20 protein-coding genes are annotated in these 22,692 nt (G+C 61.2%); 13 read left to right on the plus strand and 7 right to left on the minus strand.

The features are described 5' to 3' along the window. Positions 1–7: 7 nt before the first annotated feature. Both HA46_RS03080 and HA46_RS03085 read right to left on the minus strand, forming a co-directional pair. Positions 8–1,447 (minus strand): 6-phospho-beta-glucosidase, encoded by a 1,440-nt coding sequence (locus tag HA46_RS03080; RefSeq protein WP_084882137.1) that lies wholly within the window; start codon positions 1,445–1,447, stop codon positions 8–10. A 113-nt stretch (positions 1,448–1,560) separates the two neighbouring features. Further along, the gene (locus HA46_RS03085; protein WP_084882138.1) at positions 1,561–2,280 is read right to left on the minus strand and encodes a MurR/RpiR family transcriptional regulator; all 720 of its coding nucleotides are present in this window, start codon (positions 2,278–2,280) and stop codon (positions 1,561–1,563) included. A gap of 178 nt (positions 2,281–2,458) precedes the next feature. On the opposite strand from HA46_RS03085, the gene trhA reads away from it, so the two are divergent. Beyond that, the gene (trhA, locus tag HA46_RS03090) at positions 2,459–3,109 is read left to right on the plus strand and encodes a PAQR family membrane homeostasis protein TrhA (RefSeq protein ID WP_376746387.1); all 651 of its coding nucleotides are present in this window, start codon (positions 2,459–2,461) and stop codon (positions 3,107–3,109) included. A 48-nt stretch (positions 3,110–3,157) separates the two neighbouring features. On the opposite strand, the gene ygfZ is transcribed toward trhA, so the two are convergent. Continuing rightward, the gene (ygfZ, locus tag HA46_RS03095; protein WP_033752176.1) at positions 3,158–4,141 is read right to left on the minus strand and encodes a tRNA-modifying protein YgfZ; all 984 of its coding nucleotides are present in this window, start codon (positions 4,139–4,141) and stop codon (positions 3,158–3,160) included. 216 nt (positions 4,142–4,357) lie between these two features. Between ygfZ and sdhE the strand changes: the two genes are divergently transcribed. Further along, the gene (gene sdhE / locus HA46_RS03100; RefSeq protein ID WP_033792098.1) at positions 4,358–4,624 is read left to right on the plus strand and encodes an FAD assembly factor SdhE; all 267 of its coding nucleotides are present in this window, start codon (positions 4,358–4,360) and stop codon (positions 4,622–4,624) included. Further along, positions 4,599–5,012 carry a protein YgfX gene (locus HA46_RS03105; RefSeq protein WP_033792097.1) on the plus strand — a complete coding sequence of 138 codons (414 nt, stop codon included), beginning with the start codon at positions 4,599–4,601 and terminating at the stop codon, positions 5,010–5,012. The genes sdhE and HA46_RS03105 overlap by 26 nt, the downstream gene beginning before the upstream one ends. 8 nt (positions 5,013–5,020) lie before the next feature. Here the strand turns inward: HA46_RS03105 and fldB are convergent, their stop codons facing one another. Continuing rightward, entirely contained in the window at positions 5,021–5,539 is a 519-nt protein-coding gene (gene fldB / locus HA46_RS03110; RefSeq protein ID WP_033792096.1) for a flavodoxin FldB, read from the minus strand. 68 nt (positions 5,540–5,607) lie between these two features. Between fldB and xerD the strand changes: the two genes are divergently transcribed. The 5 genes from xerD (at position 5,608) to lysS (ending at position 11,764) form a co-directional block, all read left to right on the plus strand. Further along, on the plus strand, positions 5,608–6,534 hold the full coding sequence (xerD, locus tag HA46_RS03115; protein WP_162287534.1) for a site-specific tyrosine recombinase XerD: 927 nt from the start codon (positions 5,608–5,610) through the stop codon (positions 6,532–6,534). A gap of 21 nt (positions 6,535–6,555) precedes the next feature. After that, entirely contained in the window at positions 6,556–7,266 is a 711-nt protein-coding gene (dsbC, locus tag HA46_RS03120; RefSeq protein ID WP_033752164.1) for a bifunctional protein-disulfide isomerase/oxidoreductase DsbC, read from the plus strand. 6 nt (positions 7,267–7,272) lie between these two features. Next, positions 7,273–9,006: a single-stranded-DNA-specific exonuclease RecJ gene (gene recJ, locus HA46_RS03125; RefSeq protein WP_033752545.1), complete on the plus strand. Its 1,734-nt coding sequence runs from the start codon at positions 7,273–7,275 to the stop codon at positions 9,004–9,006. 129 nt (positions 9,007–9,135) lie between these two features. Continuing rightward, positions 9,136–10,234 (plus strand): peptide chain release factor 2 gene (prfB, locus tag HA46_RS03130; protein ID WP_143807576.1). Its coding sequence is split into 2 segments (ribosomal slippage): positions 9,136–9,210 and positions 9,212–10,234, totalling 1,098 coding nucleotides; the frame shifts between segments, so codons are not numbered across the junction. 9 nt (positions 10,235–10,243) lie between these two features. After that, positions 10,244–11,764: a lysine--tRNA ligase gene (gene lysS / locus HA46_RS03135; RefSeq protein ID WP_084882139.1), complete on the plus strand. Its 1,521-nt coding sequence runs from the start codon at positions 10,244–10,246 to the stop codon at positions 11,762–11,764. Positions 11,765–12,046: 282 nt separating this feature from the next. On the opposite strand, the gene HA46_RS03140 is transcribed toward lysS, so the two are convergent. After that, positions 12,047–12,673: a hypothetical protein gene (locus tag HA46_RS03140; protein WP_033792093.1), complete on the minus strand. Its 627-nt coding sequence runs from the start codon at positions 12,671–12,673 to the stop codon at positions 12,047–12,049. A 355-nt stretch (positions 12,674–13,028) separates the two neighbouring features. Between HA46_RS03140 and HA46_RS03145 the strand changes: the two genes are divergently transcribed. After that, on the plus strand, positions 13,029–14,192 hold the full coding sequence (locus tag HA46_RS03145) for an MFS transporter (protein WP_084882140.1): 1,164 nt from the start codon (positions 13,029–13,031) through the stop codon (positions 14,190–14,192). Here HA46_RS03145 and HA46_RS03150 read toward each other — a convergent pair. Next, entirely contained in the window at positions 14,189–15,109 is a 921-nt protein-coding gene (locus HA46_RS03150) for a LysR family transcriptional regulator (RefSeq protein WP_084882202.1), read from the minus strand. The genes HA46_RS03145 and HA46_RS03150 overlap by 4 nt on opposite strands. Before the next feature lie 98 nt (positions 15,110–15,207). Between HA46_RS03150 and lysA the strand changes: the two genes are divergently transcribed. Then, complete coding sequence (gene lysA, locus HA46_RS03155) at positions 15,208–16,464, plus strand: diaminopimelate decarboxylase (RefSeq protein ID WP_084882141.1); 1,257 nt, start codon at positions 15,208–15,210, stop codon at positions 16,462–16,464. Between the two features lie 8 nt (positions 16,465–16,472). Then, complete coding sequence (locus tag HA46_RS03160; RefSeq protein ID WP_084882142.1) at positions 16,473–16,925, plus strand: GNAT family N-acetyltransferase; 453 nt, start codon at positions 16,473–16,475, stop codon at positions 16,923–16,925. On the opposite strand, the gene galR is transcribed toward HA46_RS03160, so the two are convergent. After that, the gene (galR, locus tag HA46_RS03165; protein WP_033752146.1) at positions 16,922–17,923 is read right to left on the minus strand and encodes an HTH-type transcriptional regulator GalR; all 1,002 of its coding nucleotides are present in this window, start codon (positions 17,921–17,923) and stop codon (positions 16,922–16,924) included. The two genes, HA46_RS03160 and galR, sit on opposite strands and share 4 nt — an antisense overlap. A gap of 178 nt (positions 17,924–18,101) precedes the next feature. On the opposite strand from galR, the gene HA46_RS03170 reads away from it, so the two are divergent. Further along, a complete protein-coding gene (locus HA46_RS03170; protein WP_084882143.1) occupies positions 18,102–20,375 on the plus strand; it encodes a molybdopterin guanine dinucleotide-containing S/N-oxide reductase in 2,274 nt (757 codons plus the stop codon). 272 nt (positions 20,376–20,647) lie between these two features. Next, positions 20,648–22,375, plus strand: coding sequence for a penicillin-binding transpeptidase domain-containing protein (locus HA46_RS03175; RefSeq protein ID WP_033792088.1), 1,728 nt, complete (start codon positions 20,648–20,650; stop codon positions 22,373–22,375). Positions 22,376–22,692: the final 317 nt, after the last annotated feature.

Here is a 22,692-nt window from a genome sequence, read left to right on the forward strand (position 1 = left end):
TCGAGGATCAGAGGGTTTCGCCGTTGCTGGCGATAACCTGCTGATACCAGCCGAAGCTCTTCTTGCGCGAGCGGGCGAAGTCGCCGCTGCCGTCGTCGTTTTTATTGACGTGGATAAAGCCGTAGCGCTTGTCATACTGACCGGTAGTAAACGAGACGCAGTCGATGCAGCCCCACGGCGTATAGCCCATCAGCTCGACGCCGTCGTGCGCCACCGCTTTTTTCATCTCGGCGATATGCGCGCGCAGGTAGTCAATGCGGTAGTCATCCTCAATCACGCCGTTCTCATTCGGTTTGTCGATAGCGCCAAAGCCGTTTTCGACGATGAACAGCGGCTTCTGGTAGCGCTCATAAAGCGCGTTCAGCGCATAGCGTAGCCCGGTCGGATCGATCTGCCAGCCCCAGTCCGACGCACCGACGTGCGGATTTTTTACCACGCCGTCAAAGCCGGTAATGGGATCGTCAACGCCGCTGGCGTCATGTTTTACCGCGTTGCTCATGTAGTAGCTAAATCCGACGTAATCGGCGCAGCCGTTGCGCAGCGTCTCGGCGTCGTCCGCATCCATCTGAATCTGATAGCCTTTGCGCGCCCACTCTTTCAGGGTATAGGCCGGCCAGGCGCCGCGCATCTGCACGTCGCTAAAGACATAGCGCTGGTGCATCGCTTCCTGCGCCAGCATCACGTCGTCAGGATGGCAGGAGTAGGGGTAAATCGGCACCATGGCGATCATGCAGCCGATCTGGAAATCGGGATTGATGGCGTGGCCGAGGCTAACCACTTTGGCGCTGGCGACAAACTGGTGATGCATCACCTGATACATTACCTCTTCCGGCTTCTCATGATCGGTGAACACCACGCCGGAGCAGCAGTAGCCAAACAGCGGATACTGCCAGTTGCGCTGGTTGTTGATCTCGTTAAAGGTCATCCAGTACTTCACTTTATGCTGATAGCGGCGCATCACCACGTCGCTAAAGCGCACGAAGAAATCCACCACTTTGCGGCTGCGCCAGCCGCCATACTGTTTCACCAGATGATAGGGCATTTCGAAGTGGGAGAGGGTGATAACCGGCTCGATGCCATACTTCAGCAGTTCGTCGAACAGATCGTCGTAAAACTGCAGGCCCGCCTCGTTCGGCTCCTGCTCGTCGCCCTCAGGGAAGATGCGCGTCCAGGCGATAGAGGTACGAAAACATTTAAAGCCCATCTCGGCAAACAGCGCGACGTCCTCTTTGTAGCGCGAATAGAACTCCACGCCCTGATGGTTGGGATAGTGCTTCCCCGGCTGCACGCCGTCGGTGATAACGCGGCTGACGCCGTGCGAGCCGCCGGTCAACACGTCGGCGATGCTGACGCCTTTGCCGCCCTGATCCCAGCCGCCCTCGACCTGATGCGCCGCCACCGCGCCGCCCCATAAAAAGTGTTGCGGAAAGCCTGATTCGTTATGCATACGTCCCTCTCAGCGAAATAGATCTTGCCGCGAGTGTAGCAAAGCGAAAAAGGAAGTCACGCTATAACACCGGCACGCCAGAGTAATATGTTACGCCGGTAAAACAGCCTGTTTTATTTATTCAGCAGGCGGCCGATAGCTTCGAGAATATACATAACCGGCACCTGCGTCGTGATGTCGGAATTGTCGCTCAGGCGGATTACCGGCACATGATAGGCGAGAGTAAAATCGCTCATTTTCGCCAGCGAGCTGCTCTCTGAGTGGGTTATCGCCATGATCTGACAGCGCCGCAGGCTGAACTGGCTGGCAAGGCGCAATATTTCCGGCGTTTCGCCGGAGACGGAGAGCAATATCGCCAGCGTATTTTCATCCACGTTTCCGCTGACGGGATAATAGGGATCGTCGATAGAGTGGCTGAATTTCCCGACGTTAGAAAAAAAGCGCGCGCCATATTTCGCCAGGCTGCCCGAGGTGCCGGCGCCGATAAAGAAAAGCTGGTCGGCGCGATTAATCATCTGCGCGGCGCGGGAAATAAGCTCGCTGAATTCGTCGTTATTAATACTTTTGAAAAAGCTCAGCATTTCGCTGACGCCGACGCTCGCCTGCGCGGGCTGCGCCTGCTGCTGCGCCAGTCGGAAACGAATGCGAAATTCCGACCAGCCGTCGCACTGCATCTTGCGGCAGAAACGCAGCACGGTGGTGGTCGAAACGCCCGCCCGTTCCGCCAGCTCGCGGATGGTCATATAGCTGACGCTTTCCGGGTGTTTAATGATGTCGTGATAAACCTGCATCTCGAGGTCATTCAGGCTGGCAAGATCGTGATGAGAGAACATCTGCGGGCGCGCTCATAAAAAACGAAACTGCGCGCAGTGTAGCAGATTTGCGCGCTGCGCAGACGGTAACACGCATTCACAGATTAATTTTGGCGTACACGTGTACTCTCAAAATATTCCTGGCTATGCTGGAGGTCAGAAAATCCGCACCCATCACGACGTTGAGGAACGCGCCATCATGAAAAATCGCTTAGCCCTTCAGGGCTACTCGCTCGCTGAGGAGATCGCCAACAGCGTCAGCCACGGTCTCGGCTGCCTGTTCGGCATTGTCGGTCTGGTGCTGCTGCTGGCGCAGGCGACCGAAGCGGGCGCTAACGCTATCGCCATCACCAGCTACAGCCTCTATGGCGGCAGCATGATACTGCTGTTTCTCGCCTCTACGCTCTATCACGCTATTCCCCACCAGCGCGCCAAACGCTGGCTGAAAAAGCTCGATCACTGCGCCATCTATCTGCTGATCGCCGGCACCTATACGCCTTTTCTGCTGGTGGGGCTGAAGTCGCCGCTGGCGCATGGGATGATGGCGGTGATCTGGGGGCTGGCGCTGGCGGGCATTATCTTTAAGCTCACCATCGCGCACCGCTTCAAGGCGCTGTCGCTGGTGACCTATCTCTGTATGGGCTGGCTGTCGCTGGTGGTGATCTATCAGCTGGCGCTAACGCTTTCGCCGGGCGGCGTCTGGCTGCTGGCGGCCGGCGGCATTATCTATTCGCTCGGCGTCATTTTCTACGTGGCGCGGCGTATCCCCTATAACCACGCTATCTGGCACGCCTTTGTGCTGGGCGGCAGCGCCTGCCACTTTTGCGCCATCTACTTTTACGTGACCTAATCTGGCGCGCCCGGCACCCTGACGGCGGGAGCCGGGCGCGGCCGGGCATTACTCCTCCAGCGAATAGGGCAGCGGCTTAATCAGCAGCCGTCCACCTTCATCGCCCTCGACGCGCAGTACGCTGTCCGCTTCCAGATCGTTGTTCATCACGACCTGCACCCACACTTCGCCATCGTCGAGCTGAACGGCGGCCAGCACCGTGCCGGTGCGGCGCCAGCGCTCGCCCATCTGCAGCTCCAGCGAATCGTTCGCCGCGGGTACCCGGCTCGCCTGACCGGCAAGCCAGTAAAGGGCGCGCTTGTTAGCGCCGCGAAATTTGGCGCGCGCCACCATCTCCTGGCCGGTATAGCAGCCTTTTTTGAAGCTGATGGCGTCAAGCGCCTGCAGGTTAGCGGCCTGCGGAATCAGCTGCGCGGCGGTCGCCGGCTCGATGACCGGGATGCCCGCTTCGATATCGAGCGCCAGCCACTGCGCGCTGTCGTTCAGCTGCGCGTCGTCGGCCAGCTTCTGCTGCAGCGCCTGCGCCTGCTCGCGCGTGGTCACGATCAGGAAACGCTCCGCGGGCGTCGGGAACCACAGCAGCGTGCTCTCCGCCTGCTGCACCACCGGATGATCGCCGTCCGGCAGGGCGTCGAACAGGCTGGTCAGCGCCGCGCGCGCCTGGAACCCCGCCACGCCGAGCAGCACCGCGTCGTCGTCCGGCGCCAGCGTCACTTTCGAAAACACCGCATATTTTTTCAGTTCCGTCAGCTGCGTGTCGCGCAGTTCGCGGCGCACCAGATAGGCGTAACCTTCGCCGCGATGGAACAGGCGCAGGTTGCTCCACATCTTGCCTTTCGCGTCGCAGTGCGCCGCCGGGCGATGCTGATCCGCGCCCAGCGCGGCGACGTCCAGCGTGAGCTGGCCTTGCAGATAAGAGGTGCTGTCGGCGCCCTGCACCGAGACCAGCGCCCAGCCGTCCAGCGACATCAGGGTTAACGGCAGGCGAGAGGCGGCCACGGGCTGGCGCGGAGGTAAGCTGAAAATAGGCATTGGCTGTCCTGATTAAAAGGTGAATCCTGAACCCAATGTTAAAAGAGCGCACTGGCTTTGCAACAGGTTTACGGAATCGGGCGCACAAATCGCGAGCCGGCGCGGCAACGCCAGGCCGACGCGCGCGGCGCGTCGCACAGCCCCGCAACGGGTGCCTGCAGGCGTGAGAAAACCAGGTTACACTAGCCGCCTGTCTGAAATGCGGAAATCACACACATGGATATTCATGATAAATCGCGCATTCACTGGGCCTGCCGCCGCGGCATGCTGGAGCTGGATGTCGCTATTATGCCTTTCTTCAAATATGAATATGACAGCCTCAGCGACAGCGACAAAACGGCTTTCGTCGCGCTGCTTAAGGCGGACGATCCCGATCTCTTCAACTGGATGATGAATCACGGCGAACCGGCCGACCCGGAGCTGAAGCGCATCGTTCAGCTGATCCAGCAGCGCAACCGTGAACGCGGCCCCGTGGCACTGTAAGCTGCGGCCGTCGCGCCAGGCGCGCCTGCTGCACGGCGCGCTGGCGTCTTGCGCGCTATTGATCGTGGCGAGCGCGCCGCTGCCCGCCGCGTTCTGGCTGATTAAAATCCCGCTTTTGCTGCTGATGCTGCGCGAGAATGGGCGGCAGCAGCGCCAACTGGCGCAGCGGCGCGGCATGCTGCAGCATAAAAGCGACGACAGCTGGCGCTGGCAGGGCGCGCGCTGGCGCATCAGCGGACCGATACGCTGGCTGCCGGGCGCGGCGCTGCTGGTGTTGCGCAGCGAGAGAGGAGAGACGCGCAGGCTCTGGCTGATGCAGGATATGATGCCGCGCGCGCGGTGGCGTCAGCTGCGCGCCCGTTTGCTCTGCCGCGCCGAGAGGCAATAGGACGGGCGCTACAGTAGCGCGGCGGTCTCGGTCAGGATCTGCTCGCACCACTGTTCGATACGTTCGTCGGTGACGTCGAACTGATTCACGTCGTCCAGCGCCAGGCCGACGAACTGCGTGCCGTCGGCGCTAAGGGGACGCGGGCTGGTAAATTCATAACCTTCCAGCGGCCAGTAGCCGACAAACTTCACGCCCATCGGCTGCAGCAGCTCATGCAGCATGCCCAGCGCGTCGAGAAACCATTCGCCATAGCCAAGCTGATCGCCCATGCCGTAGAGCGCGACGATTTTTCCGCGTAGGTTGAGCGTCGGCAGCTGCGGCCAGATCGCTTCCCAGTCTTCCTGCAGCTCGCCGAAATCCCAGGTAGGGATGCCTAAAATCAGCAGGTCGTACTGCTCCATCAGCAGCGGATCGTCATCTTTCACGTTGTGCAGCGTGACCAGCTCAGCGCCGATAAAGTCGCGGATTTTCTCAGCGGCCATTTCGGTATAGCAGGTGCTTGAGCCGTAAAAAAGACCAATTTTCATGCAGATAATGCTCGGATTAAGACTGACTTTGGCGCAATTGTATCAGAAGCAGGGCGGATTCAGGCATAATGAGCACGATTTCACCTCAAGGCGGGGATACCGTGCAAGACAGCGATCTGACAGAACAGTTTCTGGATGCGCTCTGGATTGAACGCAATCTGGCGCAAAATACCTTGTCTTCGTATCGTCAGGACTTAAAAACTCTGACCGACTGGCTGACGCATCGCGGGCTGACGCTGCTGACGCTGCAGGCCGAGGATTTGCAGCAGTTTCTCGCCGAACGGCTGGAGGGCGGCTATAAAGCCAGCAGTTCGGCGCGGCTGCTCAGCGCCATGCGCCGCATTTTTCAGTATCTCTACCGTGAGAAGCTGCGCAGCGACGATCCCAGCACGCTGCTGGCCGCGCCGAAACTGCCGCAGCGGCTGCCGAAAGATCTCAGCGAAGCGCAGGTGGAACGGCTGCTGCAGGCGCCCAGCGCCGATATTCCGCTGGAGCTGCGCGACAAGGCGATGCTGGAGCTGCTCTATGCCACCGGTCTGCGCGTCTCTGAACTGGTCGGCCTGACCCTGAGCGACGTCAGCCTGCGCCAGGGCGTGGTGCGCGTCATCGGCAAAGGCAATAAAGAGCGTCTGGTGCCGCTGGGCGAAGAGGCCGTTTACTGGCTGGAGCACTACCTGGAACACGGCCGCCCCTGGCTGCTCAACGGGCAGACGCTGGACGTGCTGTTTCCCAGCAGCCGTGCGCAGCAGATGACGCGCCAGACGTTTTGGCACCGCATCAAGCACTACGCCGTGCTGGCGGGCATCGACAGCGAAAAACTGTCGCCGCACGTGCTGCGGCACGCCTTCGCCACCCATTTGTTGAACCACGGCGCCGACCTGCGTGTCGTACAGATGTTGCTGGGACACAGCGATCTCTCTACCACGCAAATTTATACGCACGTCGCGACCGAGCGGCTGCGTCAGTTGCATCAACAGCATCATCCGCGCGCCTGACGCGGACATTAAGGAAAGAAGATGAAGAAATTTCTCCTGCTGGCCCTGTTGGCTGGCGCCTTTAGCAGCGTAGCTCAGGCCGATGACGGCGCGATCCTGCAGTCGCTGAAAAAGCTGGGACTGAAGCAGACGGAAATCGTGCCGTCGCCCCTGCCGGGATTTAAAACCGTGCTGACGGAAAGCGGCGTAATTTACGTTACCGAAGACGGCAAGCACATGATTCAGGGGCCGCTCTACGACGTTAGCGGCGCGCAGCCGGTCAACGTCACCAACCAGCTGCTCGACAAAAAGGTCGAGGCGCTGGCACCGCAGATGATCGTCTATAAAGCGGCGAAAGAGCAGCACGTCATTACCGTTTTCACCGACATCACCTGCGGCTACTGCCGCAAGCTGCATGAGCAGATGGCCGACTACAACGCGCTGGGCATTACGGTGCGCTATCTCGCCTTCCCGCGCGAAGGGCTGCACGGCCAGGTGGAAAACGCCATGAAGGCGATCTGGTGCGCCGCCGATCGCAACAAAGCGTTCGACGAAGCGATGAAGGGCAACGCGCCGCAGATGAGCGCGCCGGACAGCTGCAAAATCGATCTCGATCAGCACTACAAGCTGGGCATTCTTTACGGCATCCAGGGCACTCCGGCGATCCTGACCGACTCCGGCATGATGATCCCGGGCTATCAGGGGCCGCAGGAGCTGAAGCAGGTGTTGGATCAGCAGAAGCGCGGTGGCTAATTGGCCGTGATCAAAACAGTAGAACTGCGGCGGCGCGAGATCGGCGTCGAGGACCAGCTCCCGGCAGATCTCCCGCCGCTGCTTAAACGCCTTTATCTGCAGCGCGGCGTGCGCAGCGCGGCCGAGCTGGAGCGCGGCGCGAAGCATTTGCTGCCGTTCTCCTCGCTCAACGGGCTGGATGCCGCGGTCGAGCTGCTGCATCAGGCGCTGCTCGACGGACGCCGCATTATGGTGGTGGGCGATTTCGACGCCGACGGCGCCACCAGCACCGCGCTGACGGTGCTGGCGCTGCGCAGCATGGGCGGCCACAACGTGCAATATCTGGTGCCTAACCGCTTCGACGACGGCTACGGCCTGAGCCCGGAAGTGGTGGAGCAGGCGCGCGCGCGCGGCGCGCAGCTGATCCTGACGGTGGATAACGGCATCTCGTCCCATAGCGGCGTCGCCTGCGCCCATCAGCACGGCATTCCGGTGCTGGTCACCGATCACCATCTGCCTGGCGACACCCTGCCTGAGGCAGAAGCGATAGTGAACCCCAATCTGCGCGACTGCGAATTCCCGTCGCGCGCCCTGGCAGGCGTCGGCGTCGCCTTCTACCTGATGATGGCGCTGCGCGCGCATCTGCGTAAGCTGGGCTGGTTCGGCGCCACGCGCGCGGAGCCGAATCTGGCGGAGCTGCTGGATCTGGTGGCGCTCGGCACCGTCGCCGACGTGGTGCCGCTCGACGTCAATAACCGCATCCTGGTATGGCAGGGGCTGAGCCGCATTCGCGCCGGAAAATGCCGTCCCGGCATTCGCGCGCTGCTGGAGATCGCCAATCGCGACGCGCGCCAGCTGGTCGCGAGCGATCTCGGCTTCGCCCTCGGTCCGCGCCTTAATGCGGCGGGACGGCTCGACGATATGTCGGTCGGCGTCGCGCTGCTGCTTACCGACGACATTACCCAGGCGCGCATGCTGGCCAACGAACTCGATGCCCTCAATCAGACGCGCAAAGAGATTGAGCAGGGCATGCAGAGCGAGGCGCTGGCGCTCTGCATGGAGCTGGAGCGCAAGCAGACCGATTTGCCGCTGGGGCTGGCTTTTTACCATCCCGAGTGGCATCAGGGCGTGGTAGGCATTCTCGCCTCGCGGCTGAAAGAGCGCTTTTATCGCCCGGTTATCGCGTTCGCGCCTGCGGGCGACGGCACGCTAAAAGGCTCTGGACGGTCGATTCCCGGTCTGCACCTGCGCGACGCGCTGGAGCGGCTCGATACGCTCTATCCCGGCATGATGCTGAAGTTCGGCGGGCACGCCATGGCGGCGGGCCTGTCGCTGGAAGAGACGCAGTTTGAGGCGTTTCGCCAGCGCTTCGCCGACCTGCTGGGCGAGTGGCTGAGCGAGGAGTCGCTGCAGAGCGTTATTTGGTCAGACGGCGCGCTGCAGCCGGGCGAGTTCAGTTTGCAGACCGCCGAACTGCTGCGCGAAGCGGGCCCCTGGGGACAGGCGTTTCCCGAGCCCGCTTTCGACGGCAAGTTCAAGCTGCTGCAGCAGCGGCTGGTGGGCGAGCGGCATCTGAAAGTGATGCTGGAGCCGCTCGGCGGCGGCCCGCTGATCGACGGCATCGCCTTTAACGTCGACACCACCCTGTGGCCCGACAACAGCGTGCGTCAGGTCGAGCTGGCCTTTAAGCTCGATATCAACGAATACCGCGGCAATCGCTCGGTGCAGCTGATTATCGATCACCTCTGGCCGCTGAGTTAACGGGCCTTAGCGGCGGATCTGCTGCCGATCCGCCGCCGCCGGCGCGCGACTGAAACCCTACAATCTCACGGCTATTTCAGTTAGACTGCGGGGTTTCCATCCCGACATTCAGCGAAAAGACCCGAAGCCATGTTTGAAATTAATCCGGTTAAAAACCGCATCCAGGACCTCACCGAGCGCAGCGCCGTTCTTAGGGGGTATCTTTGACTACGATGCCAGGAAAGAACGCCTCGAAGAAGTAAACGCCGAACTGGAGCAGCCAGACGTCTGGAACGAGCCTGAACGCGCCCAGGCGCTGGGCAAAGAGCGCTCGTCGCTGGAAGCGATCGTGCAGACGCTGGATCAGATGTCGCAGGGCCTGGAAGATGTGCAGGGTCTGCTTGAGCTGGCAGTAGAAGCAGAAGACGAAGAGACATTCGACGAAGCGGTCGCTGAGCTCGATCAGCTGGAGAGCAAGCTGGGCGAGCTGGAATTCCGCCGCATGTTCTCTGGCGAGTATGACAGCGCCGACTGCTATATCGATCTGCAGGCCGGTTCTGGCGGCACCGAAGCGCAGGACTGGGCCAGCATGCTGATGCGTATGTATCTGCGCTGGGCCGAATCCAAAGGCTTTAAGACCGAAATCATCGAAGAGTCAGAAGGCGAAGTGGCCGGCATCAAGTCCGTTACCATTCGCGTCTCAGGCGACTACGCCTTTGGCTGGCTGCGTACCGAAACCGGCGTGCATCGCCTGGTGCGTAAGAGTCCGTTTGACTCCGGCGGCCGCCGCCACACCTCATTCAGCTCTGCGTTTATTTATCCGGAAGTGGATGACGATATCGATATCGACATCAATCCTGCGGATCTGCGCATTGACGTCTACCGCGCGTCGGGCGCGGGCGGTCAGCACGTTAACCGTACGGAATCGGCGGTGCGTATCACCCATATTCCCACCGGCACGGTGACGCAGTGTCAGAACGACCGCTCTCAGCATAAAAACAAAGACCAGGCGATGAAACAGATGAAGGCGAAGCTGTACGAGCTTGAGATGCAAAAGAAAAATGCTGAGAAGCAGGCGCTGGAGGATAACAAGTCCGACATCGGCTGGGGCAGCCAGATCCGCTCCTATGTGCTGGACGACTCCCGCATCAAAGATCTGCGCACCGGCGTTGAAACCCGCAACACCCAGGCGGTGCTGGATGGCGATCTCGACCGTTTTATCGAAGCAAGTTTAAAAGCCGGGCTATAAGGAACCGACATGTCTGAACAACAACCGCAGAGCGCTGATGCCGCCCTTGAGTTAAATAACGAACTGAAAACGCGTCGCGAAAAACTCAGCGCGCTGCGTGAAAACGACGTGGCGTTTCCTAACGATTTCCGCCGCGACACCACCTCGGATGCGCTGCACGCGCAGTATGACGAGAAGAGCAACGAAGAGCTGGAAGATTTAGGCGTGGAGGTCAGCGTTGCTGGTCGTATGATGACCCGCCGCATTATGGGCAAGGCGTCGTTCGTCACGCTGCAGGACGTGGGCGGCCGCATTCAGCTCTACGTTGCGCGCGACGATCTGGCGGAAGGCCTTTATAACGAGCAGTTCAAAAAGTGGGATCTCGGCGATATCCTTGGTGCGCGCGGTAAGCTGTTCAAAACCAAAACCGGCGAGCTGTCGATCCACTGTCACGAGCTGCGCCTGCTGACCAAAGCGCTGCGTCCGCTGCCGGACAAATTCCACGGCCTGGCCGATCAGGAAACCCGCTACCGTCAGCGTTATCTGGACCTTATCGCTAACGACGAGTCACGCAACACCTTTAAAATTCGTTCGCAGATCATGGCCGGCATCCGTCAGTTCATGGTCGGCCGCGACTTTATGGAAGTCGAAACGCCGATGATGCAGGTGATCCCGGGCGGCGCCTCCGCGCGTCCCTTTATCACCCATCACAACGCGCTCGATATCGATATGTATCTGCGTATCGCGCCGGAGCTCTACCTGAAGCGTCTGGTGGTCGGCGGCTTCGATCGCGTGTTCGAAATCAACCGCAACTTCCGTAACGAAGGCATCTCGCCGCGCCATAACCCTGAGTTCACCATGATGGAACTCTATATGGCCTATGCGGACTATAAAGACCTGATCGAGCTCACCGAAAGCCTGTTCCGCACCCTGGCGCAGGAGGTTCTCGGCACCACGAAAGTGCCTTACGGCGACCAGGAGTTCGATTTCGGCAAGCCGTTTGAGCAGCTGACCATGCGCGAAGCGATCAAAAAGTACCGTCCGGAAACCGATCTGGCCGACCTGGATGATTTCGATAAGGCGGTGGCGATCGCCAATGCTATCGGCATCAAGGTCGAGAAGAGCTGGGGTCTGGGCCGCGTAGTCACGGAGATTTTCGAAGAGACGGCGGAAGCGCATCTGATCCAGCCGACCTTTATCACCGAGTACCCGGCGGAAGTGTCGCCGCTGGCGCGCCGCAACGACGAGAATCCGGAAATCACCGATCGCTTTGAGTTCTTTATCGGCGGCCGCGAAATCGGCAACGGTTTCTCCGAGCTGAACGACGCGGAAGACCAGGCGGAGCGTTTCCAGCAGCAGGTCAACGCCAAAGACGCAGGCGACGACGAAGCGATGTTCTACGACGAAGATTACGTGACGGCGCTGGAGCACGGTCTGCCGCCGACGGCGGGTCTGGGCATCGGCATCGACCGCATGGTGATGCTGTTCACCAACAGCCATACCATCCGCGACGTGATCCTGTTCCCGGCGCTGCGTCCGACCGCGAAGTAAAAGCACGCGAACCTTCTGATCCTTCCAGACGGCGCATAAGCTTAAAACGCGGCTGGCAGGGGCAGAGGAGCAAAGCGTCCCGCGCCATGGACAAAAACGCCGGGAGCGTTTTTGAACAACGCGGCGCGTTGGCCCGTTTACGGGCGCACCTCAAGGATGAGGTGCGTAATTACGCGGGCCGAGCTGGCAGGGATGCCGCTTTTTGCGTCTTTGCGATCTGGCCCTGCCAGCCGCGTCAGCACCAGGCTAACAGCCACTAAGGCCGCTTTCCCGGCCTTTTCTTTAAGACTTCACTACGCCGTTCAGCCAGGCCTCAAAACGCGCATAGGGCACGTAGAGCGCGACGTCGCGATAGAGCGTCTTCCCGCTCCGGTTATCATCAATGCGGCTGCTGTAGCCGACAATCACGCCCGCCAGGGTATCGTCCGACGCGTTATAAACCGCGCCGCCCGACATGCCTTTCACCACGCCCGCACTGGCCGCCACCACCACGCACTGCGCCTTGTTCCAGCTGTTCGCCAGCGAAGTATTAATCAGATTCTCGCCGCTGGAGCTGACCGGCATCGCGCTAATAAAGCTATAGCCGTAAAGATTCACCTTGTCGCCGATGTGGCTGTTGCGAAAACGCGGCGGCAAATTCGCTTCGGCATTCTTGTGGTACACCACGGCAATATCGCACTCTGGATGCCAGGCCTTAACGCGATAGAGCGAAAATTTGGCGACGTGCGCGGCGGTCAGGCTGTACTCCGCCGTCAGCGGAATCGTGGTGCCCAGCGTCCCCAGACCGAGCGCGGTAGGAATTCCGGTATAGGTCATATCGACGCGCTTTTGCGCTTCGCTGCTGTACTCGTAGTGGCCGACGGAGCAGCCGCTGAGACAGAGCGCCGTCAGGGCGATTAGCCGCTGCATAGTCTCTCCCCGCATAAGAATGGCTTCACATTACCGGATAGGGCAACTGGGGTATCGGCAGCGCGCGCTATTCCTTTACCTGATTGAATCTACACGCAAAGCCCCCCTTCGCGCCACGCGCCTGACGCTTACCGTCAAGCGTAGCGCGTGAAAAGGGAGGGGATTGTTAAGATTCCATCACGCGTACGGCGCGCCATTGTTGCATCTGCGGCAAAAGATCCTTGCCGCCCGCAGGGTGTATGCAGGCTGACGGCTATGATTTAATACTCGCCGTGACGAAGTTCAAATTTTTATAACCGTCCGCGCCCGGCGTCCGCTGCGGCGTTCACCTGCATATCGATTGGGAGAGTGTGTTATGCCTGTTGCTTTACTGGCGCTGGCGCTGAGTGCGTTTGCGATTGGAACCACCGAGTTCGTCATCATGGGCCTGCTGCCCGACGTGGCGGGCGATCTGCAGGTCTCGATCCCGTCAGCGGGCTGGCTGATAAGCGGCTATGCGCTGGGCGTCGCCATCGGCGCGCCGATTATGGCGCTGTTAACCGCAAAGCTGCCGCGTAAAAAGACGCTTATCCTGCTGATGAGCATTTTCATTATCGGCAACGTGCTCTGCGCGCTCGCCTACACCTATAACCTGCTAATGATGGCTCGCGTGATAACCGCGCTCTGTCACGGCGCCTTCTTCGGCATCGGCGCGGTGGTGGCGTCGAGCCTGGTGGCCCCGAGCCGTCAGGCGTCGGCGGTGGCGCTGATGTTCACCGGCCTGACGCTGGCGAACGTGCTGGGCGTGCCGCTCGGCACCTGGTTTGGTCAGCTGTTCGGCTGGCGCGCCACCTTCTGGGGCGTCGCCATTATCGGCGTACTCGCCTTTATCGCGCTGATCGTCAGCCTGCCTACGAATAAAGAAGAGAAGCCGGTGCATCTGGCGAGCGAAATCAGCGCGCTGGCCAACGGCAAACTGTGGCTTTCGCTGCTGATGACCGTTTTCTTCGCCGCGGCGATGTTTGCGCTGTTCAGCTATATCGCGCCGCTGCTGCTGCAGGTGACCGGCATCAGCGCGCGCGGCGTCAGCTGGACGCTGTTTCTGATCGGCGCCGGTCTGACCGTCGGCAATATTCTCGGCGGCAAGCTGGCGGACTGGAAAGTCTCTTTCAGCCTGATTTTAAGCTTCTCGCTGATCGCCATCTTCTCGCTGCTGTTTAGCTGGACCAGCCATGCGCTGTGGCTGGCGGAGGTGACGCTGTTCCTGTGGGCGATGGCGACGTTCGCCACCGTGCCGGGCCTGCAGATCAACGTGGTGCGCCACGGCAAAGAGGCGCCGAATCTGGTCTCGACGCTGAATATCTCCGCCTTTAACGTCGGCAACGCGCTGGGCGCATGGGTCGGCGGCGCGGTGATCGGTCGAGGCTACGGCCTGACCGCCGTGCCGGTGGCCGCCGCCGCGCTGGCCGCTATTGGCCTGATTATCTGCCTGATCACCTTCCGTAAATCGGGCGGCAACGCCGCCGCAGTGCGCGCTTAAGCCAGCCGTTCGGCGATGCGCTGAGGAAAATCGGCCACCTGCGCCTGCAGGTGGTCGACAAAGGCAGCTACCAGCGCCGACGCGGGGCGGTGCAGCGGCCGCACCAGGCTCACGGTAAAGGGCACCGCGACGCTGAAGCGGCGCATAACCACGCCGCTGTCGGCATAGTCGAGCGCCGTCAGCGGATTCACCACTGAAATCCCCACGCCCGCACGCACCATGGCGCACACCGACGCCGCGCTGTGCGTCTCCAGCGCCAGCCTGCGCTCCACGCCCTGCTCATGAAACAGCGTATCCAGCAGCTGACGATAGCTGTCGGCGCGCGACAGGCTGACGTAGTTCTCTCCGGCGAAATCCCGCGGCGTCAGCACCGCGCGCGCGCAAAGCGGATGATCCTGCGGCAGCACGCAGACCTCGTCGCAGGTCAGCAGCGGCAGCCGCTCGGTGCCGGCGGGCGCATGCTGGGTTTCGGTCAGGCCCAGATCGTAGCGCTGCGCCGACAGCCACTCCTCCAGCAGCGGCGACTCCTGCGGAATAATATTCAGGCTGACGTCGGGATAGCGCTGCATAAAGGGCTGCACCAGCGGCGGCAGCAGCGACTGCGAAAAGACCGGCAGGCAGGCGACCGACAGCTCGCCCTGACGGAACTGACGCAGCCCGTCGGCGGCTTCTATAATGCGATCCAGCCCGTACCAGGAGCGCTGCACCTCTTCAAACAGCCGCAGGCCCTGCACCGTGGGCTGCAGCCGACCGCGCACGCGTGCGAAGAGGCGCAGGCCGAGCTGCTTTTCCAGCCGCGCCAGTTCGCGGCTGACGGTGGGCTGCGAGGTGTTTAACAGCGCGGCGGCCTGTGTCAGATTGCCGCTGGTCATCACCGCGTGAAAAATCTCAATATGTCGCCAGTTGATTTTCGCCATTTGCTGCCATATCCATTTTGCATAGAAGCTATTAAAACAGATATTTTTCAGCATGGCACGCGTCTGGCCTAATAGGGGCAACTCACAGGAGAATGCTTATGCCACGCGCCTTAACCGACCATACCACCGCGCTTAACGCCGCGCAGCTGCTGCCGCTGGCGCAGCAGTACAGCGGCCCGTTCTGGGCCTATGACGCCCAGATCATCCAGCAGCGCATCGAACAGCTGCGCGCCTTCGACGTGGTGCGCTTTGCGCAGAAAGCCTGCTCAAACATTCATATTTTGCGTCTGATGCGCGCGGCGGGCGTCAAAGTCGACTCCGTGTCGCCTGGCGAAATCGAACGCGCGCTGGCGGCGGGCTTTCAGCCGGGCGGCGAGGATATCGTATTTACCGCCGACGTATTCGACCGGCCGACGCTGGCGCGCATTGCCGAACTCAAGGTGCCGGTGAACGCCGGCTCGGTGGATATGCTGCACCAGCTGGGCCAGGTTTCGCCAGGCCACGCGGTATGGCTGCGCATCAATCCCGGTTTCGGCCACGGCCACAGCCAGAAAACCAATACCGGCGGCGAAAACAGCAAGCATGGCATCTGGCACAGCGAACTGCCGCAGGCGCTGGCGGCGATTAAAACCTACGGGCTGCGCCTGATCGGGCTGCATATGCATATCGGCTCCGGCGTCGATTACGGCCACCTGCAGCAGGTGTGCGACGCGATGGTGGAGCAGGTGATCGCGCTCGGCCACGATCTTGAGGCGATTTCGGCGGGCGGCGGGCTCTCTGTTCCTTACCGCTTCGGCGAAGAGGCGATCGACACCGCGCACTATTTCGGTTTATGGGACGCGGCGCGCCAGCGTATCGCCGCTCACCTCGGTCACGCAGTCAAGCTGGAGATCGAGCCGGGCCGTTTCCTGGTCGCCGAGGCGGGCGTGCTGGTGTCGCAGGTGCGCGCGGTGAAAGCGATGGGCAGCCGCCACTTCGTGCTGGTGGATGCGGGCTTTAGCGATCTGATGCGTCCGTCGATGTACGGCAGCTATCACCATATCTCGCTGCTGCCGGGCGACGGTCGCGCCATCGACCAGCAAACCCAGCGCGATACCGTGGTCGCCGGGCCGCTGTGCGAGTCGGGCGATGTCTTTACCCAGCTGGAAGGCGGCAAAGTAGAAACGCGCGCGCTGCCGGCGGCGCAGGTGGGCGACTATCTGGTATTTCACGATACCGGCGCCTACGGCGCCTCAATGTCCTCTAACTACAACAGCCGTCCGCTGATCCCGGAAGTGCTGTTCGAGCAGGGTGAACCGCGTGAAATTCGCCGGGCGCAAACCATTCAGGAACTGCTGGCGCTTGAGCTGGGCTAAGGCGCGCGATGAAGATCCTCTCTCTGTGCGACGCGCCGCAGTTTGCCGGGCAGGTGACCGACTGGCTGTGGCGCGCCTTTGACGCGGAAAACGGGCGCGACTTTATGGCCAGCGTGGTGGAGAGCTCGCTGCATGGGGCAGCGTTTCCCGTCACTTTCGTCGCGGTCGACGACGCGGGCAGGGCGGTGGGCACAGTGGGCTTCTGGCGCTGCGATCTGATTAGCCGCCAGGATCTCTTTCCCTGGCTCGCCGCGCTCTACGTCGATGAAAGCGCGCGCGGCACCGGCCTGAGCGCGGCGCTGCAGCAGCATGTGATCGACTATGCGCGGCAGCGCGGCCACCGCAGCCTGTGGCTCTGGTCGACCTTCGGCGGCTATTACGAACGCTGCGGCTGGACGCCAGCGGGCGAGGCGCTGGACTATCCCGATAAAAAGGTCAGGCTCTACCGGCGCGAGCTTTAACCTGGCCCGCTCACCGAATGGCGCCGCACCAGCGTCGGGCTGAACATATTCGTCACCTCCGGCAGGGGCTGCGCATGGGCTAGGGCTAACGCCAGCTCCGCCGCCTGCTGCGCCATAGTGACGATGGGATAGCGCACCGTGGTCAGGCGCGGACGCACATAGCGCGACACCAGCACGTCATCGAAGCCGATCAGCGACATCTCTTCCGGCACGCGCACGCCGTTATCGCTCAGCACCGCCAGCGCGCCGGCCGCCATCGAATCGTTATAGCAGGCCACGGCAGTAAAGCTGCGGCCGCGTCCCAGCAGTTCGGTCATCGCCTGCTCGCCGCCCACTTCATCCGGTTCGCCAAAGGTCACCAGCCGATCGTTGGCGGGCAGGCCATGCTCTTTCAGCGCGTCGTAGTAGCCCTGCAGGCGATCTTCGGAGTCGGAAATCGGGTGGGTCGAGCAGATAAAGGCGATATTCTGATGCCCCTGCTGGATAAGATGGCGCGTCGCCAGCCAGGCGCCATAGCGGTCGTCGAGCGCTATGCAGCGCTGTTCGAACCCTTTCAGCAGCCGGTTTAGCAGCACCATGCCCGGCATCTGTTTCATCAACAGCTCCAGCTCGGCGTCAGGGATTTTCTTCGCATGCACCACCAGCGCAGCGCAGCGGTGGCGCATCAGCTGCTCAATCGCCTGCCGCTCTTTTTGCTCATTGTGGTAACCGTTACCAATCAGCAAAAAGTTGCCGGTCTGTCCGGCGATCTCATCAACCGCCTTAACCATGGCGCCGAAAAAAGGATCCGATACGTCGCCGACCACCAGTCCTAAGGTTTCGGTCGACTGCTGCGCGAGGGCGCGCGCGTTGGCGTTAGGATGATACTGCAGCTCCTCCATCGCCTGGCTGACGGCCTGGCGCGAGCTTTCGCTGGCTTTAGGCGAATTATTAATCACACGGGACACCGTCGCGACGGAAACACCCGCCAGTCTGGCAACATCCTTAATCGTAGCCATGCCTCGACCTGTTTTAGGGAAAACGTTTACACATGGCAGCAGTGTTACGGAAAAGGCGGCCTGTATCAAGCCGACAGAATGTCTGCGCCGTCGCAAAAAGGGGTAAAACTCCAGGCTTAACCCGGCGCGGGGTCGCGTGGTATCCTGCATTTTTCCCTTACCTGCCGTAAAAGAAACCATGAAAAAGCGAGTGCCACATCTGGCGCACTGGGGCGCGTTCAGCGCCGTGACAGAAAACGATCGTCTGATCGGCTGCGAGCCGTTCTTCGCCGACGCCGATCCGTCGCCGATGCTGAACACCATTCCCGAGCTGGTCTATTCCGATAAACGCATTCGGCAGCCGATGGTGCGCCGCTCCTGGCTGAAATCGCGCGAAAAGAGCGACCGCACGCTGCGCGGCCGTGAAGATTTCGTCGCCGTGGACTGGGAAACCGCGCTGGATCTGGTGGCGGATGAAAACCGCCGCATCCGCGAACGCTACGGCGCCTCCGGCATTTTCAACGGTTCTTACGGCTGGTCGTCGGCGGGCCGCGTCAACCACGCGCGCACCCTGGTGCGCCGCTTCTATTTTCAGGGCGGCGGCGGCGTCGATCAGCAGGGCAACTACAGCTGGGGCGCGGCGCAGTTCTTCCTCCCTTATGTGATCGGCACCTATATGCCGCTGACCGGCCGCGTCACCGACTGGCCGCAGGTGGTGGAGCATGCGGAGATCTTCGTCGCCTTCGGCGGGCTGGCGCTGAAAAACGCCCAGGTGGCGTCGGGCGGCGCAGGCCAGCACAGTCTGAAACCGGCGCTGGAGCAGCTGACGGCCAAAGGCACCCCGGTGATTAATATCAGTCCGATGCGCGACGACTGCCCGGCATGGGTTAACGCCGACTGGATCCCGATTCGCCCTAATACCGACGTGGCGCTGATGCTGGCGCTCGGCTACGAAATCGCCCAGCGCAACGCGGTGGACGAGGCGTTTCTCGCCAGCCACTGCACCGGCTGGCCCCAGCTGCGCGCCTACCTGCTGGGCGAAAGCGACGGCGTCGCCAAAACCGCCGGCTGGGCGAGCCGCATCACCGGCATCCCGCCGGAGCGCATCGTCCGCCTGGCTGAACAGCTGATCGGCAAGCGCAGCTTTATGACCTGCTCCTACTCGGTGCAGCGCGCCCATCGCGGCGAACAGCCTTACTGGATGATGATCGCGCTCTCGTCGATGCTCGGCCAGCCCGGCCTGCCGGGCGCGGGCTTCTCGTTCGGCCACGGCTCGATGAACAGCGTCGGCAACCCGCGTCAGGACGGCCCGGCGCCGCTGATGGCTACCGGCCCCAATCCCTCCGGATTGTCGATTCCGGTGGCGCGCATCAGCGATATGCTGCTCAATCCCGGCCAGCCTTACGCGTTCCAGGGCGAGACGCTGACCTATCCCGACATTCATCTGGTGCACTGGGCGGGCGGCAATCCTTTCCACCATCATCAGCAGCTTAACCGCCTGGTCGAGGGCTGGCAGAAGCCGGACACCGTAGTGGTGCAGGATATCGTCTGGACGCCGGCGGCGCAGATGGCGGATATCGTCCTGCCTGCCACCACCACGCTGGAGCGCAACGATATCGGCGGCTCCTCGCGCGACCGTTTTGTGCTGGCGATGCATCAGGCGATTAAGCCGCAGCATCAGGCGCGCAACGACTTCGATATTTTCGCCGATCTGGCCGAACGCCTTGGCTATCGCCAGCAGTTCACCGAGGGGCGCGACGAAGGTCAGTGGATCGAACACCTTTATCAGCAGTGCGCGACGGCGCATGCGCGCAAGGGTATCGATTTTCCGGAGTTCGCCGAGTTCTGGTCGCGCGGTTTCGTGGAGATCCCGGAAGGCGGCAAGCCCTACATCTTTATGGAGGATTTCCGCGCCGATCCCGTGCGTCACCCGATCAAAACCGCCAGCGGCAAGATTGAACTCTTCAGCCAGACCATCGCCGACTATGAGCTGGCCGATTTCGCCGGTCATCCGGAGTGGCGCGAACCTCAGGAGTGGCTGGGGGCGGCGCTGAGCGAGCAGTTCCCGCTGCATATGATCTCTATCCAGCCGTCAGATCGGCTGCACAGCCAGCTTGACGCCACGCCGACGGTGCAGGGCAACAAAACTGCCGGCCATGAAACGCTCTATCTGCATCCGCAGGACGCCGCGGCGCGCGGCATTGTCGACGGCGAGGTAATCGAGGTGCGTAACGCGCGCGGCGCGATGCTGGCGGGCGCTCGCCTTACCGACGGGCTGACGCCGGGCGTGGTCATCGTGGCTACCGGCGCCTGGTTCGATCCCGGCTTCGGCGCGGAGTGGCAGCCGTATGACCGTGCGGGCAACCCCAACGTTCTGACGCTGGATATCGGTACCTCGTCGCTGACGCAGGGGCCCAACGCCATGAGCTGCCTGGTGGACATCAAAAAACATGCGGTTTGCAAAATCGCCTAACAAACACATGGCTGGTTACATTTTGCCGGACACTGTTGCGTTTGAGTGATGGCAGCCCGTCTCGCGGCCTTGCTACAGTCAGGGTCCCAGAGGTATTGATGGGTGAACATCAATAGTTTTCTTGATTACACCGACCTGCGCAGATGCGCAGGTTTTTTTTTGCCTGGCGCGCCGATTACGAACTGATACACAGTTTTTCTGTTAACAGCGTAGTGCTTTCTTTATAACTGCTCGCGTGGATATTTTTTTACTTTTCTTTGCAGCGGATTGCTATGCCCCGGATAAAAAAACTACTGGGAAAAGACCAGATCAAAGCCCCGTTTAACCCGTTTCGTTTTCGCCTGATTTGCCTTGGCGTGCTGGCCTGCATGGTGATATTGATGGCGCGCATCGCCGATCTGCAGTTCCTCAATCAGCCGATGCTGGAGCATGAGGCGGATCAGCGCTCGCTGCGCACCGTTACGCTGCCGACCAACCGCGGCACCCTGCTAGATCGCAACGGCGAAGCGCTGGCGCTCTCGGTGCCGTCGCGCGACGTTATTGCCGATCCGATGCGCGTGCTGGAGGCGAATCCCGACTTCCTCAGCGCTAAGTGGGCCTACCTGGCTTCGGCGCTGAATATGCGGCCCGAGCAGATCGCCGCGCAGATCACCGCCAATCCGAAACGCCGCTTTCTCTATCTGGGGCGCAAGATCGAGCTTGGCATCGCCAAAGATATCGCCGAACTGCATCTGAAAGGCATCAGCGAAGTCTATGACGATAGCCGCTTTTACCCGATGAGCGAGGCGGCGGCGCCGCTGATCGGCATCGTCGGCGCAGACAATAGCGGTCTGAACGGCCTGGAAAAGGGCTACGACAAGATTTTGCAGGGCGTGCCGGGCAAAGAGGTTTATCGCCAGGACGCCGCAGGCCACATTATCTCCATGCTGAGCTATACCCCGCCGACGCAGCCGCCAACGGTGCAGCTCAGCATCGACAAGTTCGATCAGTACACGCTCTACAGCAAGCTGCGCGACGGCGTGCTGCTCAACAAGGCGGACTCCGGCGCGGCGGTGCTGGTGAAGATCGACACCGGCGAAATTCTCGGGATGGCCTCTTACCCGTCGTTTAACCCTAACAACTATGACGGCGCCACCCCGGCGCAGATGCGCAACGCGGCGATCAACGACAGCTACGAGCCGGGTTCGACGGTGAAACCGCTGGTGGTGATGGAAGGGCTGGAGCGCCATCTGGTGCGCCCCGATTCAGTGATCGACACCACGCCCTATCGGGTAAACGGCCACCTGATCCGCGACGTCGGCCACTGGCCGCGCCTGACCATGACGGGCATTTTGCAAAAATCGAGCGACATCGGCGTCTCCCATATCGCGCTGGCGATGCCTGCCGAGGCGCTGGTCAACACCTACCAGGCGTTCGGCCTGGGCAAACCGACAGGGCTGGGACTGACCGGCGAGAGCGTCGGCTATTTCCCGGCGCACCGTCAGCGCTGGGCCGATATCGAGCGCGCCACTTTCTCCTTCGGCTATGGCCTGCGCGTGACGCCGCTGCAGATTGCACGCGAATATGCCACGCTGGGCGCGTTCGGCGTTTACCGTCCGCTGTCGATTACCCGCGTGACGCCGCCGGTGCTCGGCAAGCAGGTGGCGAATCCGGAAACGGTGAAGGAGGTGGTGCACATGCTGGAGAGCGACGTGCTGCCAGGCGGCACCGGTATCAAAGCGGCGGTGCCGGGCTACCGTCTGGCGACCAAAACCGGTACCGCGGAGAAAATGGGCGACAGCGGCAAATATGACGGCGGCTATATCAACTACACCGCCGGCGTGGCGCCCGCCAGCCATCCAGAGGTGGCGCTGGTGGTGATGATCAACCATCCTACCGCGGGCGATCACTTCGGCGGCTCGGTTGCCGCGCCGATTTTCGGCAACATTATGGGGCCGGTGCTAAAGCATATGAATATCGCGCCGGATGCTATCTACAATAAGCCTTCGGATAAATCCTAGTAAAATCAGTATGTAACCGGGTATGGAACTTATTCATACCTGGTTTCATTTGCCCGAATTCCGTTGCGTTTTCGCGCTGTTTTGTCCTGCCGTAGAGTGCGAGGATAGCAGTCCCAGAGGTATTGATAGGTGCGAAAACGCGCTGCTCCAGGCAGCGGCATCCGCAAGGATAATCCACCCTGTTTATTGCACCAACCCACGCGGATGCGTGGGTTTTTTTTGCCTGTTAGTCACCGCTTGCGTTCTGTTCGCTCGCTTCCGCGCTACCGCAAAACATAGCCGCTGCGTTCCCTGAATGGCAGCCGTTCTGCCTGCCT

It is taken from the genome of Pantoea septica, assembly GCF_002095575.1.
Classification (GTDB): domain Bacteria; phylum Pseudomonadota; class Gammaproteobacteria; order Enterobacterales; family Enterobacteriaceae; genus Pantoea; species Pantoea septica.

Bases quoted from the DNA above. Each gene is read 5' to 3' on its own strand.
- xerD (WP_162287534.1), top strand. From the start codon at position 5,608: ATGAGCACGATTTCACCTCAAGGCGGGGATACCGTGCAAGACAGCGAT.
- galR (WP_033752146.1), bottom strand. From the start codon at position 17,923: ATGGCTACGATTAAGGATGTTGCCAGACTGGCGGGTGTTTCCGTCGCG.
- HA46_RS03080 (WP_084882137.1), bottom strand. From the start codon at position 1,447: ATGCATAACGAATCAGGCTTTCCGCAACACTTTTTATGGGGCGGCGCG.
- trhA (WP_376746387.1), top strand. From the start codon at position 2,459: ATGAAAAATCGCTTAGCCCTTCAGGGCTACTCGCTCGCTGAGGAGATC.
- HA46_RS03140 (WP_033792093.1), bottom strand. From the start codon at position 12,673: ATGCAGCGGCTAATCGCCCTGACGGCGCTCTGTCTCAGCGGCTGCTCC.
- HA46_RS03170 (WP_084882143.1), top strand. From the start codon at position 18,102: ATGAAAAAGCGAGTGCCACATCTGGCGCACTGGGGCGCGTTCAGCGCC.
- ygfZ (WP_033752176.1), bottom strand. From the start codon at position 4,141: ATGCCTATTTTCAGCTTACCTCCGCGCCAGCCCGTGGCCGCCTCTCGC.
- HA46_RS03175 (WP_033792088.1), top strand. From the start codon at position 20,648: ATGCCCCGGATAAAAAAACTACTGGGAAAAGACCAGATCAAAGCCCCG.
- HA46_RS03145 (WP_084882140.1), top strand. From the start codon at position 13,029: ATGCCTGTTGCTTTACTGGCGCTGGCGCTGAGTGCGTTTGCGATTGGA.
- sdhE (WP_033792098.1), top strand. From the start codon at position 4,358: ATGGATATTCATGATAAATCGCGCATTCACTGGGCCTGCCGCCGCGGC.
- lysS (WP_084882139.1), top strand. From the start codon at position 10,244: ATGTCTGAACAACAACCGCAGAGCGCTGATGCCGCCCTTGAGTTAAAT.
- fldB (WP_033792096.1), bottom strand. From the start codon at position 5,539: ATGAAAATTGGTCTTTTTTACGGCTCAAGCACCTGCTATACCGAAATG.
- lysA (WP_084882141.1), top strand. From the start codon at position 15,208: ATGCCACGCGCCTTAACCGACCATACCACCGCGCTTAACGCCGCGCAG.
- HA46_RS03085 (WP_084882138.1), bottom strand. From the start codon at position 2,280: ATGTTCTCTCATCACGATCTTGCCAGCCTGAATGACCTCGAGATGCAG.
- dsbC (WP_033752164.1), top strand. From the start codon at position 6,556: ATGAAGAAATTTCTCCTGCTGGCCCTGTTGGCTGGCGCCTTTAGCAGC.
- HA46_RS03150 (WP_084882202.1), bottom strand. From the start codon at position 15,109: ATGGCGAAAATCAACTGGCGACATATTGAGATTTTTCACGCGGTGATG.
- HA46_RS03160 (WP_084882142.1), top strand. From the start codon at position 16,473: ATGAAGATCCTCTCTCTGTGCGACGCGCCGCAGTTTGCCGGGCAGGTG.